The organism is Streptomyces sp. NPDC001787 (genome assembly GCF_040297465.1).
Taxonomy (GTDB): domain Bacteria; phylum Actinomycetota; class Actinomycetes; order Streptomycetales; family Streptomycetaceae; genus Streptomyces.
On the sequence record NZ_JBEOZE010000009.1, the window covers coordinates 82,162 to 102,227 of the forward strand.

Here is a 20,066-nt window from a genome sequence, read left to right on the forward strand (position 1 = left end):
CAGCCACTCTGAAATTTTCAGAGTGCCCCTTGCCAAGTGTTCATGTCAGGGGGAGAGTTGGTGAGTGAACCAGTTCGCGTAGTCATGCCCGCCCTTTTTCACAAGGGAACAAAGCGTGACGCAGCCCCCACTGTGAGGAATCGGTCGTGGCACCTGGCAGTGCGCTCATCCCCCGGCTCATGGACCTCAGCCCCGGGACGGAAGCGCTCCGTTACTGCTTCGCGCTGCCTGCGCAACCGGAGTCGGTGGCCGGTGCGCGGAAGCTGACCCGGGCCCGGCTCGACGCCTGGAAGCTGGACGGCGACACCTACGACGCCGCGATCCTCATCGTCTCGGAGCTGGTCACCAACGCGGTCGTGCACACCGCGAGCGCACGTGTGGTGTGCGAGCTGAGATGCCTCGGCAGGCGGCTGCGCATAGCCGTACAGGACCAGGGTCACCAGCCGGGCGGCCCGCGACTGCGCCGGGCGGCCGACGACGAGCACGGACGCGGCCTGCTGCTCGTCGACGCGATGAGCAGCGCCTGGGGGTCCCACGACGCGGGGGACGCCTCCGGCCGCATCGTGTGGGCCGAACTGCCGCACGGCACGGAGCAGCCATGCTGAGAAACGCCATGTCCCGTCTGCGCGCGGCGCAGCGCTCCCACGACCAGCGCGAGGCCCACGGGGGCCGGGTGCGACTGCCGCTGCCGCCCTCGCTGTCGGCCAGCCTCGGCTGCGACGCGGTGGGGGTGCCCGCGCGGTACGGATTCCGGCTGATGTCGCATCTGCCGCGCACGGGATGTGTGTTCGCGGACGCCGAGCGATGGTGGTGGATCGTTCCGGCGGGTTCGGACCTCGATCTGGACTGGCCGGAACAGATCTCCTACGAAACCGGGGCATATGTACCGGCGGCGCGGACCCGGCTGATCCATGCCCCCGACAGCCTCACGCCGTACACCCCTCCCATTCCGCTTTTCCTGATGGTGTGCCAGGTGACCGGGGTGACCCCGTCCTGGGCCGCCGCCGGACGCCCGAGCGTGGTCTCCGCGCCCTGACGGAGCCCCGGGCACAGCACCCCCGCGGGGCCCGCCGGAGGCGGTCGGGCCACCCGTCACGCTGCGTTGTCAGTGGTCGGCCCTACTGTGGCAGCACTGATCGAGAAGCCCGCGGCGGAGCGGGCTGCCGGGGTGTGGAGGGGGCGTTCCTGTGCGGCGCTGGGAGTATGTCGAGGGCACTGCTTCGAAGTTCTGGGAGACCGGGTCGGACGGTCTCACGGTCACCGTGCGGTACGGACGGTGCGGGAGCGACGGGCGGACACAGACGAAGGAGTACGCGTCGGCGGAAGCGGCCCGGGCGCAGATCCTGAAGACGATCGCGGAGAAGGAACGCAAGGGGTACCGCGAGGTGGGTGCGGCGGACGCGGGTTCCGCGTCGGGTCCGGCCGCTTCCGTTTCCACCGGTTCCTCCGGTTCCCGGGCCGCTTCCCGTTCCTCCGGCGCCGCGGGGGCTTCCGGTTCTGCCGGCTCCGCGCACTCCACCGGTTCCTCCGAAGCGGCCGTGTCCGGCGACGTGCCGGAGACCGGGGACGGCTCCGGGGACACCTCCGCGGACACCCTCCCCGACGAGGACACCTTCGGACTCCCGGCCAACTGGCGGCGGGTGCTCCACCCCCGCAGGGGCGGTGTGCCGCGGGCGCCCGGCAAGGCCCGCCGCCAGGTGCTGGAGGCGGTCGAGGCGCGGGTGGCGGAGGATGCCGCGTGGATCGAGGAGTTCCTCACCGCGCCACGCACCGATTCGGCCCTCGCCGCCAAGGTGCGTTCGCACCTCGCCGGTGATCCGTCCCCCGTCGGCGCGGCCGCGCTGGCCGCGATGGTCACGATCCCGGCGCCGCACTCCGCCTGGGCGGACACCTGGGCCGGACGCCACGGACTGCCGTTCGCCGCGTGCGCGGCGGTGGAGCTCCTTGAGATCAACGCCCGCTGGAACCGGAACGGGAGCCGGCGGACCCGGCCCGTCCTCCAGATGCTCGGCAGCGCCCGGCACGCCTACTGGTCCAGCGAACGCCGCCCCGCGCTCGACCGCGTCCGGGCCCTGATCGCCGCCGCCGACGAGGAGACCTACCGTGCGACGGTCACGGCGCTCGCCGACTGCCGCACCACCGCGCAGCGGAGGATCATCGCGGCGTATCTGGCGCCGAGCGAGTGCGACTGGGTCGCCGAGCTGTGCACGGACGCCGAGGTGACCGGCGAGCGCGATCAGACCTTCCTGGCCATGGTGTTCTCCTCGCTCGACTCCGCCGAGCAGGTCGAGGTGTTCAGCGAGAAGCCCGGCTTCGGCCACAGCGTCGCCCTGATCGCGACCGTCGCGGAAGGCATCGGCACGGCCGTCGCCCCCCTGCTCGCGGAGGCCCTGACCGGGTACTGCTCCGCGGACGGGGAGAAGCTCGTCACCCAGGCGCTGACCGAGATCCCGACGGACGAGGCCTTCCTCCCCCTGCTGCGCAACTCGGACAAGAAGCACTCCCGCGCGGCCCTCCTGGACGCGATGCGACGCTATCCGGTGCGCGCGCTGAGGCTGCTCGGCGCCGATGTGCGGGACTCCGCCGGAGCGGCGTCCAAGACATCGGGGAAGCTGCTCCTCGGCCACATCGGGGCCCACCGCGAGCTGGTGGCGTCCCTGCTCCCGGCCCTGTCCCCCGAGCTCGCGGAGATCGTCGAACCGCTGCTCAACCCCGTGGACCGGATCGCCGACGCGCCCGCGCACGCGCTGCCCGACGTGCTGACGTCCCCGCCCTGGTCCAGGCCCCGCAGGCAGGTCAAGACCCTCGTCGTGCCCGGTCTGGAGGCGGTCGGCGAGCCCTCGGCCCGCTGGGAGCGCGACGAGCGGGAGGCATGGGCGGCCTGCTCCAGCTGGTACACCCGCAAGGAGGACATCCGCGACTGGGACAAGGAGATCACGCACCTGCGTCACTCCCTGGACTCCGACGGCCTTCACCCCGCCTGGGTCTACGTCCACGGGCCGGAGGACCTGGTCGCGCCGCACCTCGCCACCTGGGACCCGACCGATCTGTGGGACGGTGAGGACACGCTCAAACCCATCGCCGCCCGTTTCGGCCTCGCCGCCCTGCCGCTGCTGCTGCGGGCCGTGCCCCGGCAGCCCGGACAGCTGGCGCCGCTGCTGCTCCCGTTCGTCGATGTGCGGGTAGCACGGCACATGGCCGACTGGGCCGTGCGGCTCAAGTCCACGGCCGCGACAGCCCGCACCTGGTTCGCGCGGCACGGGGCCGGGGCCGCCGGGCTGCTCGTCCCGGACGCGGTGGGCAAGGCCGGTGCCGCCCGGCGCTCCGCCGAGCACGCACTGCTCCAGATCGCCTCGGTCCACGGCGACGGGGTGGTCCGTGAGGCCGCCGCCGCGTACGGCGAGCGGGCCGCGGAGGCGGTCGAGGAGCTGCTCGCCGCCGATCCCCTGGAGCGGGTCCTGCCCGCGAGGATGCCGGAGGTACCGGGGTGGGCGGAGCCCGTGCTGCTCCCGCAGATACGGGTCCGCTCCGGCGGCGCGCTGCCCGAGCGTTCGGTGCGCGACGCCGTGATGATGCTGGCCCTGTCCAGGCCCGGGGACGTGTACGCGGGCGTCGCCGCGCTCCGGGAGACCGCGGAGCCCGACTCGCTCGCGGAGTTCGCCTGGGCCCTGTTCCAGCAGTGGCAGCAGGCCAATCTGCCGGCCTCGGAGTCCTGGGCCCTGCACGCGCTGGGGCTGCTGGGCGACGACGGGACCGTCCGCAGGCTGACTCCGGTCATCCGGGCCTGGCCCGGGGAGGGCGCGCACCACCGGGCCGTCGAGGGCCTCGATGTGCTCGCCTCCATCGGCAGCGATGTCGCGCTGCTGCATCTGAACGCGATCTCGCAGCGGGTGAAGTTCAAGGGACTGAAGCTCCGCGCCCAGGAGAAGATCGCCGAGGTGGCATCGGGCCTGGGACTGACCGGGGAACAGCTCGCGGACCGGCTGGTGCCCGACTTCGGGCTGGACGCGGACGGTTCGACCGTCATCGACTACGGCTCGCGGACCTTCACGGTCGGCTTCGACGAGCAGCTGAGGCCCTACGTCCTGGACGCCGACGGCAAGCGGCGCAAGGACCTGCCGGCCCCCGGCGCACGGGACGACGCCGAAGCGGCCCCGGCGGAGCGCAAGCGGTTCATGGCCCTGAAGAAGGATGTGCGGACCATCGCGGCCGATCAGGTCCGGCGGCTGGAGGCGGCCATGGTGGCGGGCCGCACCTGGACGGCACAGGAGTTCCGCGAGCTGTTCGTCGGCCATCCCCTGCTGTGGCACCTGGTGCGCCGGCTGGTGTGGCTGAGCGACCACGACGGAGCGCGGGTTTCCTTCCGGGTGGCGGAGGACCGTACGTTCGCCGATGCCGGGGACGACGGGTTCGCCCTGCCCGACGGGGCGACGGTGGGCCTGGCGCACCCCCTTCACCTCGGGGACGAACTGACCGTCTGGTCCGAGGTGTTCACGGACTACGAGATCCTTCAGCCGTTCCCTCAGCTCGGCCGCGCGGTGTACGCGCTGACGGAGGAGGAGGCCGGAGGCTACCGGCTGCCCCGGTTCGAGGGCCTCACGGTGCCGATCGGCAAGGTGCTCGGCCTGGAGCGGCGGGGCTGGCAGCGCGGAGTCCCGCAGGACGCGGGCGTGGAGCGCTGGATCTCCAAGCGGCTCGGCGACGAGTGCTACCTCGTGATCGCCCTGTACGAGGGCATCGCCGTCGGCGTCGTCGACATGTTCCCCGACCAGAAGCTCGAAACGGTCTGGCTCGACACCGAACCCTCGGACCACTGGAACAGGCGCACCTACAACCTGCGTTTCGGCGCGCTCGATCCGGTGGTCGTCTCCGAGCTGCTCGGCGATCTGGCGGAGCTCACCGAGGGAGTCGTGGCATGAGCGCGGGGACACGGGCGATGACCGGCCGGTCCGCGATGCCGGGCGACGCTGCCGCAGGGGGCAGCGGACCGGAGCAGGTGCAGCGTCCACCGGCCGAGGTGCGGTACGCGGACGAACTGGCCGCGCTGCGGGCCGGGGACAGCGATCCGCGCCCGCCCGGCTGGGAGCTGAGCCTGCGGGCGGCCCGGCGGTTCGTCATCGGCGACGAGAGCACGGGCGTCAGCCGTAAGTTCGTCGGCAATCCGTCCCTCGTCGACCGGGCTCTGGTGACGCTCGCCACCAGCCGCGGGCTGATGCTCGTGGGCGAACCGGGCACGGCGAAGTCCCTGCTGTCCGAGCTCATCGCGGCGGCGGTCAGCGGGGTCTCGACACTGACGGTGCAGGGCGGCGCGGCCACCACCGAGGACCAGATCAAGTACGGCTGGAACTACGCCCTGCTGGTCGCCGAGGGCCCCTCGCCCCGGTCCCTGGTCCCCGCCCCGATGCTGCGCGGCATGGCGGAGGGCCGGATCGTGCGGTTCGAGGAGATCACCCGCTGCCCGCTGGAGGTCCAGGACTCGCTGCTCTCGCTGCTGTCCGAGCGGGTCGTGGCGATCCCCGAACTCCCGGGCGACGACGGCATGGTCTTCGCCCGTCAGGGGTTCAATGTCATCGCCACCGCCAACACCCGGGACCGGGGTGTCAACGAGATGAGCGCGGCCCTCAAGCGCCGGTTCAACTTCGAGACGGTCTTCCCGATCCCCGACCTGGACACCGAACTGGCGCTGGTCGAGGCGGAGGTGACCACGCTGCTTCGGCGTTCGGGGGTGGAGCCGCCGCCGGACCGGGATGTGCTGGAGGTCCTGGTCGGCACCTTCCGCGAACTGCGCGCGGGTGCCGGTACGAAGAGCGGCGCGGGCCCGGACCGGCCTTCGGCGGTGATGAGCACCGCCGAGGCGGTGTCCGTCGCCCACGCCGTGGGAGTGCGGGGCTGGTTCCTGCGAGGTGAGCCCGGCAGCGCCGCGGATGTCGTGGCCGCGCTGGCCGGTACGGCGGCGAAGGACAGCCCGGAGGACCTGGCCAGGCTGCGGCGCTACCTCGAAGGGCAGGTGCCCCGTCACCGCGGCCCGCAGTGGCAGGCGCTGTACGACGCACGTCATCTGCTGGCCGGCTGATGCCCGCCGTCTTCCTGGGAGTGCGCCACCACTCCCCCGCCTGCGCCCGGCTCGTCGAGCGGACCATCGCGCAACTGCGGCCCAACCATGTGCTGGTGGAGGGGCCGGCCGAGATGAACGGCCGGCTGGACGAACTGCTGCTCGGGCACGAGCTGCCGGTCGCGGTGTTCAGCCACTACCGGGACGCGGACCGGTCGGCCACCTCGTGGGCGCCGCTGTGCGACTACTCCCCCGAGTGGGTCGCGCTGCGGGCCGGCCGGGCGGCCGGGGCGGAGGTCCGTTTCATCGACCTGCCCGCCTGGCACCCGGCGTTCGCGGACCGGACCAACCGGTACGCCGACGCGGAGGCCCGGTACGCGGAGGCGACGGAGCGGCTGTGCCGGCACTTCGCGGTCGACTCGACGGACGCCCTGTGGGACCGGCTGTTCGAGGTCGAGCCGGAGGACGGTCTCGCGGAGCGGCTCGACGCCTACTTCTCCCTGGTGCGCGGCGATGCGGAGGCCGATGGCCGCGACCGGGTGCGCGAGGCGTACATGGCGGCGTGGGTGCGGTCGGCTCTCGCCGTGTCCGGGGACCGGCCGGTGCTGGTGGTGACCGGCGGCTTCCATCAGCCGGCGCTGCGCGCGCTCGTGGGCGATGCTCCCGGAGCGGGCGGTCCCCCAGCGGGCGGACCGGGAGCGGGCGGTCCCGGGGCACCGGCCGATGGGGCGGACGCGCCGGCGGCCGGTGCCGGGGAAGGGGCCCCGGGTGCCGACGGGTGGCCGGAGGTCCCCGTACCACCGGCCGGCGCGTCTGCCGGGAGCTTCCTGGTTCCGTACTCCTTCCGCCAGTTGGACTCCTTCTCCGGCTATCAGTCGGGCATGCCCTCGCCCGGTTACTACCAGCGGATGTGGGAGTCGGGACCGGAGGCCGCGGCGGACGGACTCCTGCGCGTCGTCGTCGAACGGCTGCGGGCCCGCGGGTACGCGGTGTCCACGGCGGACCTGATCGCCGCCCGGAGCCTGTCCCAGGGCCTCACGGCACTGCGCGGCCATCCCCGTCCGGCGAGGATCGACGTCCTGGACGGGCTGGCGGGCGCGCTGATCACGGACGATCTGGACGGGCCGCTTCCCTGGACGTCGCGGTCCGCACTGGCGGCGGGCACCCATCCCGCCGTCGTCGAGATGGTCGCGGCGTGCAGCGGCGACCGCACGGGGCGGCTGCACCCGGCCACCCCGGCGCCGCCCCTGGTCCACGATGTGGCGGCGCAGCTCGCCCGGCTGCGCCTGGACGGCCCTGCGGAGACCGTGTACAGCCTCGACCTCATGGATCCCGAGGACCTGGAGCGCAGCCGCGTCCTGCACCGGCTGCGGCTCCTCGCGGTGCCCGGCCTCACCCGGACCGCGGGCCCCGAGCACGGCGTCGACCCGGTCTTCGCCGAGCGCTGGGAGCCGGCCCCGACGGCCGGGCGGGAGGCCGCGCTGGTGGAGGCCGGGGCGTACGGAGCGACGCTCGCCGATGCCGCCGTGCGTGCCCTCACCGAGCGCGCGCACGGCATCGGTGCGGAGGCCGACGCCCTGGCCGGGGCCCTGTTCGACGCCGTGCTCTGCGGCGCGGACGCCCTGTCCGAACCGCTCCTGTCCGAACTGGCGGACCGGGTGGGCGGGTTGAGGACACCGGGGCCGCTCGGCGAGGTGCTCGCCACGGCGCTGGGCCTGTGGCGTCACGACCGGGTGTACGGCGTCGCCCGCGGTCCGCTGCTCGGGGCCGTGATCGACGGCGCCGCGGTCCGGCTGCTCCGGCTGCTCGAAGGGGCCCGCGGAGCGGCGGGCGTGGACGGTCCCCGGCTGCGCGCGGTGGCCGCCCTGCGGGACGCGGTACTGCACGCGCCCGGACCGCTGTCGGTGGAGCGGGAGACCGTCACCGGGATGGCGCTGCGGGTCGGCCGCGACCGCGCCGCCCCGCTCGATCTGCGCGGCGCGGCCTTCGGCCTGTACCGCGCGCTGGGCTCCGGCACCCCGGAGGATCCGGGTGAAGCCGTGCGCACGGTCACGGCCGGCGGCGCGGACGCGGTAGGTGACTGGCTGGCCGGGCTGTTCGCGGTGGCCCGCGAGGAGGTGACGGGCTCGGCGGCCGACGGTCCCGCGTCGCTGATCGCGGTGCTGGACGACTTCCTCGGCGCTCTTCCCGACCAGGACTTCCTGTCGGGGCTGCCCGCGCTGCGCCAGGCGTTCGCCTACTTCCCGCCCCTGGAGCGCGAGCGGATCGCGGCACGGCTGCTGGAGCGGCGCGGACTCCATGGCTCGTCGCGTTCACTGCTGCGCACCACCGCCGACCCGTTGTTGCTCGTCCGGGCCGCCGCCCTGGAGAGGGACGCGGCCCGTCTGCTGACCCGTTACGGACTGGGAGTCGCACCATGACCTCACCCGAACCCCTGGCCGTACCCGATCCCGTGGCCTCGGATGCCGTTCCCGACGCGGGACTTGAGCGCTGGCGGCTGGTGCTGGGGTCCCCGGCCGAGGCCCGTACCGGACCGCTGGGCCGGGGCGCCGCCGCACAGGACGCCGCGCTCGACTGGCTCTACGGCCGGGACCCCGATCTCGAACGGCGTGGTGTCCGGCGTTCCGGTTCCGCGCGGCGCACCGGAGGTGACGGCCCCTCCGCCGTGACCGCGATCGACTGGCTGGAGGACATCCACCGGCTCTTCCCGAAGGACACCATCGAGCGGCTGGAACGCGATGCCGTGGAGCGCTACGGCATCCAGGAGATCGTCACGGATCCCGCCGTGCTGGAGCGGGTGGAGCCCAGCCCCACCCTGTTGCGCGCCGTGCTGCGCACGAAGCACCTGATGAACCCACAGGTCCTCACGCTCGCCCGGCGCATCGTGGCCGCGGTCGTCGCACAGCTCCTCGCCCGGCTGCGACCGGAGATCCGCCGCGCCTTCCACGGCACCCGCTCCCGCAGGCCCAGCCGGGTGCCGCTGGCGAGGGACTTCGACTTCCGGCGGACGGTGCGGGCCAACCTCGCCCACTACCGGCCCGAGGAACGGCGTCTCCTCATCGACCGTGCCCACTTCCACTCCCGTACCCAGCGGCATCTGACCCAGTGGCAGCTGATCCTGCTGGTGGACCAGTCCGGTTCGATGGCGGGTTCGGTGATCCACTCCGCGGTGACGGCCGCCTGTCTGTGGGGGCTCCCCGGGCTCAAGACCCATCTGGTGGCCTTCGACAGCAATGTCGTCGACCTGACCTCCGATGTGACCGACCCGGTGGAGCTGCTGATGCGGGTACAGCTCGGCGGGGGTACGGATATCGCGCGTGCCGTGGCGTACGGGGCCGGCCTGGTGGACAATCCGCGCCGGACGATCGTCGCCCTGATCACCGACTTCTACGAGGGGGGCGACCCCGTCCGGCTGGTTCGCTCGGTGCGGGCCCTCACCGAACAGGGCACCACCGTGCTGGGGCTCGCCGCGCTGGACGAGGAAGCGAACCCCGACTACGACCGTGAGCTGGCGGGGCGGCTGGCCGGGGCCGGGGCGCACATCGGCGCCATGACACCGGCCCGGCTGGCCGAGTTCGTCGCCGAGAGGCTGGGCCGATGACCGGCACGAGCACGGACACGAACCCGAGCACCGGCACCGGCACCGGCACCGGCACCGGTCCAGGCGCGGCCACGGTGGACTCCGCCGCCCGCCGGGACCTGCTGGCCCTCACCCCGGACACGCTCGCCGCCCTCGCCAACCGAGGTCTGGTCAAGCGCGCCACGAAGGAGCTGGACGCGGGCGCGGTCCCCGCCGTCACCACCGATCCGGATGCCACCGTGCGCGCCCGCTTCGAGGACGGGACGGCAACGGCGCTGCCGCCCGGCGCGGGCCTGGACAACGGTGCCTGCAGTTGTGCGGCCCCGGGTGTGTGCCGGCACCTCATCATCCTGGTGCTGGCCTACCAGCGCGCGGCCACTCCGCCGCAGGACCGCCCTCCGGCCCCGTCACCGGGGACAGCGACCGCCACGGAACCGGACTCGGTGACGCGCTCGGGAACGGACGCGGGAACGGACGTGGGAACTGACTCGGGAACAGGTGGCGCGGGGACGGGCCCGTCCGCGGAACCCGGCTCCGGCCCCACGGCGCACTGGTCTCCCGGTTCCGCGGACGACGGGACTCTGAGGGCCGCCTTCGGTGCGCGTGCGCTCGGTTCCGCCCGCCGCGCCTTCGAGCGCGGCTACGCCGCCCGCGTGCACCGTCCCACGGCGGACCGCCCCGAACCCTGGGTCGAACTCCCCACGTGCACCGTGCGCTTCCCGGTCCCCGGGGAGATCGCGTACGCGCTGACGGACGCGGCCACCGTGCTGAGGGGCGAGATGGTGGCCCTCGCCGTCTGGGCGTTCCGCGAGGCGGACCGGACCGGGGAGCTCGACCTCCGGCTGGGCGGCGGCGCCGCGGCCCGCACCACGGCCCGGCCGCAGCTGGACCTGGTGGCCGGTCTCGCCGACGAGCTGCTCCTGTCGGGCACCGCGCACGCGAGCCCGGTTCTCGTGGGCGCGCTGGCCCGCGCGGGCGAGGCACTGTCCTCGGCCTCCCTGCACTGGCCGGCCGGTGCCGTCGCCGAACTGACGGAGCAGCTCTCGACGTACGCCGCCCGCGGCGCCCACTACCGCCCCGAACGGGTCGCCGAGCTGCTCACCGAGATCCACGCCCGACGCCGGGCGGCGGCGCTCCCCGGCGTTCTCGGCACCCGGGAAGCGGGTGACACCCCGCTGCGCCGGGTCGGACTCACCTCTCTCGGCTGCCGGATACGCACCGCCGGGAACGGCACCGCCGCCGAGGTGTACTTCGCGCACCCGGGCGCCGCCACCGTGCTCGTCCTCCGCAAGGAGTGGGCCGCGGCCGAGGGGCAGCGGACCACCGGGCACCGGCTCGCCACCCGGCGGGTCCTCGGGACGACGCTGGCCGCGCTGGCCACCGGAAGCCTGATCAGCGAAAGCGTGCGGCGCACGGCGAGCCGCGCGCTGACGGTCTCCCGCGGCCGGCTGGGCGCGACCAGCATCACCCCGGTCGGTGCCTCCTGGGCGGATCTCGCGGAGCCCCTGCTCGTACGGGATCTGGCGGCCCTGACCGCGTCCTGGGACGGCAGACCGCCCCGGATGCTCCGGCCGCGCGTCGAGGCGGAGACCGTGCGGGTCATCGCACTGTCGGACGTGGAGAGCGCCGGCTACGATCCGGCCGAGCAGCGGCTGGAAGCGGTCGTCCGGGACGCCGCGGGCACGCGGGCCCTGGTGTGTTCCGGCTACCGGCCGGAGTGTCCCGGTGCGCTGGACGCCCTGGCCGGCGCGCTGTCGGGCGGTGCCACCAGGATCAGCGGCGCCGTGCACCGTACGGGCGGCGGCATCCGGATCGACCCGATCGCGGTACAGACCCCGGCCGGGGTCCTCGTGCCGGACCTGGCTCCGGGCGACGGCTCCACGGCGCTGGCCGCCGTGGAGCGGCAGGCGTCCGATCCGCTGACGTCGGCGCTGGAGGAGGCACTCGCCGCCCTGGCGGCGGTGGCCCACAGCGGTCTGCGCCATCTGTCCGGGCCGGCCCGCGCCCGGATCGACGAGGCGGCAGGCGCGCTGGCCAGGACCGGACTGGCCCGGTCCGCGGAGCTGCTCCGTGCCTTCCTGAACACCGGCACCGGCACCGGCGACACCGCGCGTTCGGACGGGGCGGCCCGGTCCGCCGCCTGGCTGGAGGCCCAGCTCCATCTCCTGGTCAGCAGCGAACTCCGGGCCGCCGAAACCCCCTGACGCCCCTGCCCCGGCGCAGACCGGTCATGGCTTGTCGAGGTAGGCGAGACCCGGGTGGGCGCGGGTGTATCCGTCGACCAGCCGGCGGGCCACCGCGACGGAGTCGACCAGCGGGTGCAGGGCGAAGGCCTGCGCCGCCGTGGCGCGTGAACCGCTCGCGGCGGCGTCCAGCACCGCCCGTTCGACGGCCTTGACGGCGGTGACGAGGCCGGTCGCGTGGTACGGGAGAGGGGCGACGGCGACCGGATGGGCACCGTTCGCGTCGACGAGGCAGGGCACCTCGACGACGGCGTCCGCGTCGAGGACCGACAAGGTGGTGCGGTTGCGGACGTTGAGGATCAGTGAGGTCCGCTCGTTGCGGGCGATGGCCCGCATCAGGGCGAGCGCGACCTGTTCGTACCCGCCGGACTCCAGGTCGCTCTCCTCGCGCTCGCCGGCCCCCGCCACCTCCCGGTTCTCCGACATATAGGTGGCTTCGCGTTCCGCGCGCGTGCGGTCCCAGGTGGCCAGGGCCGGGGCGCCCGGCTCCTTCATCCGGGCGTAGAAGCCCAGCTGCTGCTCGCGCAGGAAGGCGCCCCGGGTCTGTTCGGCCTTCTGGTACGCGTGCACCGCCTCACGGTTGAAGTAGTAGTAGTGCAGATACTCGTTGGGGACGGAACCCAGTGACCGCAGCAGCTCGGTCCCGAAGAGCCGGCCCTCCTCGAAGGAACCGAGCAGGGCCGGATCGGCCAGCAGGCGGGGCAGTTCGTCGCGGCCGTCGATGTACAGTCCGCGGACCCAGCCGAGGTGGTTGAGTCCCGCGTAGTCGATCCAGGCCCGGTCCGGATCGGCGCCGAGCACCCGGGCGATCCGCCGTCCCAGCCCGACCGGGGAGTCGCAGATTCCGATGACCCGGTCCCCCAGGTGCCGGGACATCGCCTCGGTGACCAGCCCCGCCGGGTTGGTGAAGTTGATGACCCAGGCGTCCGGGGCGAGGCGGGCGATGCGCCGGGCGAGGCCGTCCGCCACGGGAACGGTGCGCAGCCCGTAGGCGATGCCGCCCGCTCCTACGGTCTCCTGGCCGAGCACGCCTTCGTCCAGGGCGATCCGTTCGTCCGCCGCGCGCCCTTCGAGTCCGCCGACGCGGATCGCCGAGAAGATGAAGTCGGCCGCGCGCAGCGCTTCGTCGAGGTCGGTGGTGGCGAGGACGGCGGGGGCGTCCGGGACACCGCCGGACTGTTCCTCCAGGACGCGGGCGACGGCCGTGAGCCGGTCGGCGTCCGTGTCGTACAGGGTCACATGGGACACACGGCCCTCGGCGTGATCGCCGAGCAGGGCCCCGTACACGAGGGGCACCCGGAATCCGCCACCGCCAAGAATTGTCAGCTTCACACCGCTCGATGGTACGGGGGTGGCGGCCCGGCACCGCGGTGTCCGGCCGCTGCCGTGGTGACTCCCGCGCGTCGTGGGGCCGCAGCGACAGTGTTCGGCCGAATCATGGGCGTGCGCGGGCCATTCGGCGCCCTCGCGTAGACAGCGCTTGCCACCGGGAGGGTCAATGCCTTCGGTACGCGCCTGACATGCCCATGAAGAGATTGGCCCCCGGGGCGGACGGCCCCGCATCGCAAGGGGAGGAACCAGCACCCATGAACATCACCGGACCACTGAGCGGACCTCGATGGCGACGGCGCGTGCCGCTCACCGCACTCGGCGCGGCTGTCGCCCTGGGCGCCGTCCTGACCGCGGCCGCGGTGTCCTCGGCCGGCACCGCCGAAGCGGCCGGCACCGCCGGGGACGGCGGGAGCGGCGTTGCCGCCGGTGCCCCCGGTGCCACTTCGCAGGTGGTCACCTGGGCCGCGAGCGCCGACCGTCAGGTCACTCCCACCCAGGGGAGGACCTACCGTCTCGTCGTCCGCACGAGCACCGGCGGCAAGGGCCTGCGGATCCGTCTCTCCAACGCCTTCGGCGATCAGCCGGTGACCTTCGGCAGCGCGTACGCCGGCCGGCGGGCGGCCGAAGGGGCGGTGGTGCCGGGCACCAACCGCGCGCTCTCCTTCGGGGGTTCGCCGTCCGTCACCGTCCCGGCGGGAGGTTCCGTGTACAGCGACGCGCTGCCCGGTACCGTCCCGCCGCAGTCGGATCTCGCGGTCAGCGTCTACGTGGAGAGCGCCGGAGCGACCGCCTCCGGTCACCGGATGGCGCTCCAGACCTCTTTCGTGGCACCCGCCGGTGATCATGCCGCGCAGGAGTCCGCCGCCCCGTTCACCCAGCGGATCACGTCGTGGTTCTATCTCGACGCCGTGGTGGTGGGAGCCCGCCGCGGCACGGGGGCGGTGGCCGCGTTCGGTGACTCGATCACGGACGGGGCCAGTTCGACGCAGGACACCAACCGGCGCTGGCCCGACCTGCTGGCGGGTCGGCTCGCCGCCGACCGGACCACCCGGATCAAGGGCGTCGCCAACGAGGGCATCTCGGGCAACAGGGTGCTCAGCGACGGTGCCGGGCAGAGTGCGCTGAAGAGACTCGACCGCGATGTCCTGTCACAGCGCGGGCTGGAGACGGTGATCCTGCTGGAAGGGGTCAACGACATCAAGTCCGTGCCCGCCCCCACCGCCGAGCAGCTGATCGCCGGGTACCGGGAGATCATCGGACGCTCGCACGCGGCGGGGGTGTGCGTCGTCGGCGCGACCGTCATGCCGTACGAGGGCTGGCGCGACTGGAACGCGGACGGTGAGCGGGTCCGGCAGGCGGTGAACACGTTCATCCGGGACAGCGGCTCCTTCGACGCGGTCGCCGACTTCGACGCGGAGACCCGGGACCCCTCGGCGCCCTCCCGGATGCTGCCCGCCTTCGACAGCGGTGACCATCTGCACCCGAACGACGCGGGCATGGACGCCATGAGCCGTATCGTCGACCCCGACGATCTGCGGTGCGACCGGCGCTGAGCCGACGCCCGCGCGTACGCCCCCACGCCCCCACACATCCGTGCCGTCGAGCGGCCCCGGACCGCACGGGGTCCGGGGCCGGCCGGCGGCGTTCGTCAACGGCGCGTCAGCCGCCGTTCCACCAGCGTGACACCGCCCGCCACAGCCGGGCGGGGGCGGCCGGCCCGCGCTGCTGCGGAATCACCGGGGCGGCGGCGGGCTCCTCGGCCGGGGCGGCGGGCTGGGGAACGGCCGGCTGGGGAACGGCCGGCGGCGGGCCGGCCGCCGGACCGGCTTCCGGGACCACGGCCGGCTCCACGGGCAACGCCTCCGGCAGTTCCTCCGGCAGTTCTTCCGGCAGTTCCTGGTGCGGGACCGTGCCCGGCGCGTGGGCGGGCTGCGTCCCCACCTCGGTGGACGTGGGCAGGGGGACGGGCCGGGACGGGGAGGAGACCTCCCAGTCGACGGCCGGCCTGGACCGGGCCATCATCGACAGCGGATCGGCGTCGATCGCCTGCTGGGGGCTCGGTGCGAAGGTGGCCGGGAGCTCCACCAGGTGCCGCGACATGAAGTTGCCCACCCAGCGCAGCTCGCTCTCGTCGACCCCGAGCTCCAGGTCCGGCAGGCGCATCAGCAGTGCGTCCACCCCGACATCGGCGATGGCGCGGCCGATGTCCTGGCCGGGGCACTCGTGGGGCCCGCCGCTGAAGGCGAGGTGCGCGCGGTTGCCCTCCATGCCGGCGGCGAGGTCCGGGCGTACCTTCGGATCGGTGTTGGCCGCGGCGATACCGACGAGCAGGCCGTCGCCCGCCTTGATCTGCTGACCGCCGAGTTCGGTGTCGCCGACCGCCCAGCGCCCGAAGACCGCGGTGAAGGGCGGCTCGTCCCACAGGGTCTGTTCCACGGCCTCCGGCACCGTCATGTGACCCCCGCTGAGCCGGGCGCGGAAACGGGGATCGGTCAGGACCATGCGCAGCACGTTGGCCATCAGGTTGGCGGTGGACTCGTAGGCGGCGATGAGGATCAGCCGCAGATGCTCGATGACCTCGATGTCCGTCAGCGAGGCGGGGTGTTCGAGCAGCCAGCTGGCCAGGTCGGGGCCGGGTTCCGCGCGGCGCTGTTCGACGAGCCGGGTCAGCACCATCACGACATGGGCGTTGCTCGCGACGGCGGTCTCGGTGCCGCGGATCATGTCCCGGGCGGCCTGCACCAGGGCGTCGTCGTACTCCTCGGGCATGCCGAAGATCGCGCACACCACCATCATCGGCAGGTGCTCGGCGAACTGGCCGACCAGGTCCGCGGTGCCCTTCTCGCAGAAGTCGTTGACGAGGCGGTTGCTGAAGCGGTTGATGTGGCGGCGCACACCGCGGGCGTCGATGCGCTCCATGCTGTCGGTGACCGCGCCGCGCTGACGCTCATGGGTGGCGCCGTCGGCGAACACGCAGACCGGCTGCCAGGTGAAGATCGGGGCCAGCGGGTGGTCCGCGGCGACACTGCCGTCCTGGAGGGCCCGCCAGCGCCGGGAGTCCCGGGAGAACTGGGAGGGCGTCCGGGTCATGTGCAGGTTCTCGCTGTGCCCGAGGACGAGCCAGGCGGGTACGTCTCCGTGCAGCAGGACCGGGGCGACCGCGCCGTGTTCGGCGCGCAGCCTGTCGTACAGACCCGCGGGGTCCTTCTCCGCCTCGGGCCCGTAGAGCCGGCGCAGCCCGCCGGGACCGATCCCGAGCCCACGAGCGGGGCACTCGGGAGGCGGGACCGGCCCGGAAGGAGCTCCGGGCTCTTGGTGGAAGGGGGTAGTCACAGTTGCTCCAGGGCTCGGGATTCCAGGGCTCGGGCGAGGGCGCGCGGAAACGGTGACGCACCTGCCCGAGGGGGGCGCGCCAGGTGGTGCCGTACGGACAGGGGCGCGCGCAGGGGACGTACGCGCGCCGGTGCCAGGGGGAGATGGCCCTCCGGCTCCGTCCTCAGGCCAGGGGGAGGGACAGGCTGTGCAGATATCGCATCAGGGTCATCAGCACATCGCGGCTGGATACCCGCGTACGGGCGTCACAGTCGATCATCGGGATCTCGTCCGGCAGGTCGAGGGCTCTGCGCAGGTCCTCGACCGGGTGGTACGGCGCGTCGGGGAAGGTGTTCACGGCGACGACGAAGGGGACGCCCCGCTCCTCCAGACGGCCGATCACGTCGAAACTGACCTGGAGCCGCCTGGTGTCGATGAGGACGACGGCGCCGAGGGCCCCTTCGAAGAGTCCGTTCCACAGGAACCAGAAGCGCTCCTGGCCGGGGGTGCCGAACAGATAGAGGATCAGTTCCTCGCTGAGGCTGATCCGGCCGAAGTCCATGGCGACCGTGGTGGCGGTCTTGCTCTCCACACCGGTGTTGTTGTCCACACCGACGCCGGCCTCGGTCATGGTCTCTTCGGTCGTCAGCGGCCGGATCTCGCTCACCGAGCCGACCATGGTCGTCTTGCCGACGCCGAACCCGCCGACGATCACGACCTTCACCGCGGCGTTGGCCGTGGTGGGCAGGACGTCCTCGCTGCGGGGCCCGGAGATCGTGTCAGAGTTTCTGAAGTCCATGCATCACCGCTTCGAGGAGGGACCTGTCGGGGAGGGTCGCGCGGACGATGGGTGCGCGCGATTCGATGAGTTCGGTCGCGAGCAGATCCGTCAGGAGCGACGTGACCACGCTGAACGGCAGGCCGAGGTAGGCCGAGATCTCGGCGACGGACAAGGGTGCCTGGCAGAGCCGCAGGATCGCGGCCTGCTCGGGCTGGCACGTCGGCGTGGGCTCGGCCTGCGCGACGACCATGGTGACCAGGTCGAGCGCAGCCCGCCCGCCGCCGTCGAGTTCGCCGGTGATGACATAGAGCCGTTCCGGATCGCTGAGCGCCGGATCGGCCTTTCGGCGTTCTCGTCGGGGAGCACTCATCCGGACTGCCTGTCGTGGCGCGGCGGACTGGTCAGATGGGCACCGATCCGGACGACCAGGTCACGCATGCGGGCGCCGACCATCCCGGCGTCGATGGTCTCGCCCGCCAGCACCGCGAGGTAGGCACCGGTTCCGGCCGCCATCAAGTAGAAGAAGCCGCCGGTGACTTCGATGACGACCAGCTTCATCAGACCGTCGCTGTAGGGAATCTCGGTGGCGACGGCGGCGGCCAGGCTCTGCAGTCCGGCGCAGGCCGCCGCGAGGCGGTCGGCGACATCGGGGTCGCCGCCGTGCATCGCGATGCGCAGCCCGTCCGATGACAGCACCACGATCTGATGGATGCTGGGCACATCGTCGGCCAGTTCCTTGAGCATCCAGTCCATGTTCCCGCGCTGCTGGATCACTTCAGGTCTCCCTTGTCCCACGCATCGTCAGAGTCCTCGCCGTTCTTCGGTTCCTGCGGCACGCCGTTGACCGCCTTGGTGAAGGCCTCCAGCCAGAGGCCGGGGGGCTTCTCCTGGCCCTTGGCGGGTCCGCCCTCCTCGCCGCCCGCCCTGCCCCGTCGGCCGTCGTGCGCCCCGTTGGCGGAGTCGACGGCGGGCGGCTGGGGCTGCTGGGGGAGGTTGTGCGATCCGAGGGGGGCGCGGCCCCGGCTGCGGCGCTGCGGAAGGCCGCCCTCGGTCCACTCGGTCACGATCGGAACGTCGTCGTCCATGGCTGACGCCGGAAGGACCGGGTGCGGTGAGGGTCCGGCGGAGGCTCCTTCGGGGAGGCCGGCCACCACGGAGGGCGGCAGGCCGGTGGACGCCGGCTTGGGCTTGCGCTTGCCGGGGGGCGGCACGACGTGCTGGAGCTGCGACATGTCCAGCGAACTGTTGGGCCGTGAGGTGGCGCCGATGCCGTGCGCGATTCCGGGCGCGGGCCCGGTGGTGATCATTTCGCGCGGCACGATGAGCACGGCCCGGACCCCGCCGTACGCCGACTGACGTAGTGATACCTGGAGTTGGTACATGCGGGAGAGCCGGCCGACGACCGCCATACCGAGCCGCGGGGACTCCCCGAGGTCGTTCATGTTGATGCCGGCCTGGGCCTGGGCGAGCATGTTCTCGGCCCTGGCGCGGGCCTCCTCGCTGAGGCTGACGCCGCCGTCCTCGATCTCGATGGCGATGCCGGTCTGCACCTCGACCGCGGTGACGTGCACCTTGGTCTGCGGCGGCGAGTAGCGCGTCGCGTTGTCGAGCAGCTCGGCACAGGCATGGATGAGCGGCTCGACCGCGGTGCCGACGATGGCGATCTTGGAGATCGAGTGCAGCTCGATCCGCGGGTACTCCAGGATGCGGGACATCGCGCCGCGCAGCACGCTGAACAGCGGTACGGGCTTGGGCCACTGGCGGCTGGGCCGGGCCCCGCCGAGCACCGAGATGGAGTCGGCGAGACGGCCGATCAGCGCGGTGCCGTGGTCGAGGCGGAGCAGGTCGTCGAAGACCTCGGGGTTGCGCCCGTAGTGGTCCTCCATCTCCCGCAGCTCGCTCGCCTGCCGGTTCACGATCGCCTGGACGCGCCGGGCGACGGCGACGAAGGCGCGCTGCGCGGAGTCACGCCGCGCCTCTTCGGCGTCGATGATGTCGAGGACCTGGAAGACCTGCTCGCGCAGCGCCCTGGGCAGATGGTGGTTGGCGGGGTCCGCGTCGAAGACGTCGCGCATCACCTCTTCGGGCGAATTGCCCACGCGCAGCTGTCGGATCGCGGCGGGCATGACCTCCTTGGTGAGCCGCACCGTCTCGGCGTCGTGCGAGAGGATGCGGTGTTCCAGGAAGGCGATGCGCTTTTCGTACTCGATGCGCTGGACGCGCATCGCGCGCCGGCGGCGGTTCAGCGCGACGGCGAGCGCGCAGACCACGAGCGTGGTGATCGCGCCGCACACGGCGACTGGTATCCGAGCGACCTCGGTCACCAGCGCCGAACCGGCGGCGGTGGCGCCGGCCAGCAGCACCACGGGCAGCAGGACTACGCGGACAACGGGAATTTCTCGGTCGGTCGGCGGTGGTTCAACACGGACCATCTAAACCCTCTGGCGGTTGATTCCGGGATGTATGCGTACGGGTGCGGATACTCATGAACAAGTGCTCGAATTCATATCAACTCGACTTCACTGCGCGTGAGCTTAGCCAGATCAGAACAGTGCTTCGGCATATTCACCCAACCCCCTGCGCGAGCACTCCGGCAGTAATACACTCACCAGTTTTTGCACTCAGCGCCTCCGAGCGTGCGCGGTGAGTGACGATGCGGGGAAAACGGCCGGCCTCGCGCCCTTGCGTACCGCAGAGCGGGACGGCCGAGGCACAGTAGTGAGGACACTGGCCCAAGCAGCCCACCCCGTACCGCAGAACGGGACA

Annotated in this window: 14 protein-coding genes; 8 read left to right on the top strand and 6 right to left on the bottom strand. The window is 72.8% G+C overall.

Features of this window, described 5'->3' with window-relative positions; all coding sequences use genetic code 11:
- Window positions 1-146 precede the first annotated feature (146 nt).
- The 7 genes from ABT170_RS15295 to ABT170_RS15325 all read left to right on the top strand — a co-directional run bounded on the left by ABT170_RS15295 (window position 147) and on the right by ABT170_RS15325 (window position 11,836).
- Window positions 147-605 (top strand): ATP-binding protein, encoded by a 459-nt coding sequence (locus ABT170_RS15295; protein ID WP_266925709.1) that lies wholly within the window; start codon window positions 147-149, stop codon window positions 603-605.
- Complete coding sequence (locus tag ABT170_RS15300; protein ID WP_266925708.1) at window positions 599-1,036, top strand: hypothetical protein; 438 nt, start codon at window positions 599-601, stop codon at window positions 1,034-1,036. Before ABT170_RS15295 ends, ABT170_RS15300 begins: the two co-directional genes overlap by 7 nt.
- Window positions 1,037-1,187: 151 nt before the next feature.
- Window positions 1,188-4,919, top strand: coding sequence for a DUF4132 domain-containing protein (locus tag ABT170_RS15305; RefSeq protein WP_351867590.1), 3,732 nt, complete (start codon window positions 1,188-1,190; stop codon window positions 4,917-4,919).
- A 35-nt stretch (window positions 4,920-4,954) separates the two neighbouring features.
- Window positions 4,955-6,073, top strand: a complete 1,119-nt coding sequence (locus ABT170_RS15310) for an ATP-binding protein (RefSeq protein WP_443034400.1) — start codon at window positions 4,955-4,957, stop codon at window positions 6,071-6,073.
- Window positions 6,073-8,472 (top strand): DUF5682 family protein, encoded by a 2,400-nt coding sequence (locus ABT170_RS15315; RefSeq protein WP_351867593.1) that lies wholly within the window; start codon window positions 6,073-6,075, stop codon window positions 8,470-8,472. Before ABT170_RS15310 ends, ABT170_RS15315 begins: the two co-directional genes overlap by 1 nt.
- The gene (locus ABT170_RS15320; protein ID WP_329946710.1) at window positions 8,469-9,653 is read left to right on the top strand and encodes a VWA domain-containing protein; all 1,185 of its coding nucleotides are present in this window, start codon (window positions 8,469-8,471) and stop codon (window positions 9,651-9,653) included. The genes ABT170_RS15315 and ABT170_RS15320 overlap by 4 nt, the downstream gene beginning before the upstream one ends.
- On the top strand, window positions 9,650-11,836 hold the full coding sequence (locus ABT170_RS15325; protein ID WP_351867596.1) for a YehQ family protein: 2,187 nt from the start codon (window positions 9,650-9,652) through the stop codon (window positions 11,834-11,836). The genes ABT170_RS15320 and ABT170_RS15325 overlap by 4 nt, the downstream gene beginning before the upstream one ends.
- 24 nt (window positions 11,837-11,860) lie before the next feature.
- On the opposite strand, the gene ABT170_RS15330 is transcribed toward ABT170_RS15325, so the two are convergent.
- Window positions 11,861-13,207, bottom strand: coding sequence for a 6-phospho-beta-glucosidase (locus tag ABT170_RS15330; protein ID WP_351867599.1), 1,347 nt, complete (start codon window positions 13,205-13,207; stop codon window positions 11,861-11,863).
- A 254-nt stretch (window positions 13,208-13,461) separates the two neighbouring features.
- On the opposite strand from ABT170_RS15330, the gene ABT170_RS15335 reads away from it, so the two are divergent.
- Window positions 13,462-14,760: an SGNH/GDSL hydrolase family protein gene (locus ABT170_RS15335; protein ID WP_351867602.1), complete on the top strand. Its 1,299-nt coding sequence runs from the start codon at window positions 13,462-13,464 to the stop codon at window positions 14,758-14,760.
- Between the two features lie 106 nt (window positions 14,761-14,866).
- Here the strand turns inward: ABT170_RS15335 and ABT170_RS15340 are convergent, their stop codons facing one another.
- From ABT170_RS15340 to ABT170_RS15360, 5 genes are all read right to left on the bottom strand, one after another.
- Window positions 14,867-16,540: a cytochrome P450 gene (locus ABT170_RS15340; protein ID WP_329946706.1), complete on the bottom strand. Its 1,674-nt coding sequence runs from the start codon at window positions 16,538-16,540 to the stop codon at window positions 14,867-14,869.
- A gap of 163 nt (window positions 16,541-16,703) precedes the next feature.
- The gene (locus ABT170_RS15345; RefSeq protein WP_329946705.1) at window positions 16,704-17,318 is read right to left on the bottom strand and encodes a GTP-binding protein; all 615 of its coding nucleotides are present in this window, start codon (window positions 17,316-17,318) and stop codon (window positions 16,704-16,706) included.
- Window positions 17,299-17,670 (bottom strand): DUF742 domain-containing protein, encoded by a 372-nt coding sequence (locus ABT170_RS15350; protein ID WP_266925690.1) that lies wholly within the window; start codon window positions 17,668-17,670, stop codon window positions 17,299-17,301. Before ABT170_RS15350 ends, ABT170_RS15345 begins: the two co-directional genes overlap by 20 nt.
- Entirely contained in the window at window positions 17,667-18,074 is a 408-nt protein-coding gene (locus ABT170_RS15355) for a roadblock/LC7 domain-containing protein (RefSeq protein WP_329946704.1), read from the bottom strand. Before ABT170_RS15355 ends, ABT170_RS15350 begins: the two co-directional genes overlap by 4 nt.
- Complete coding sequence (locus tag ABT170_RS15360; protein WP_329946703.1) at window positions 18,071-19,732, bottom strand: sensor histidine kinase; 1,662 nt, start codon at window positions 19,730-19,732, stop codon at window positions 18,071-18,073. The genes ABT170_RS15355 and ABT170_RS15360 overlap by 4 nt, the downstream gene beginning before the upstream one ends.
- Window positions 19,733-20,066 lie beyond the last annotated feature (334 nt).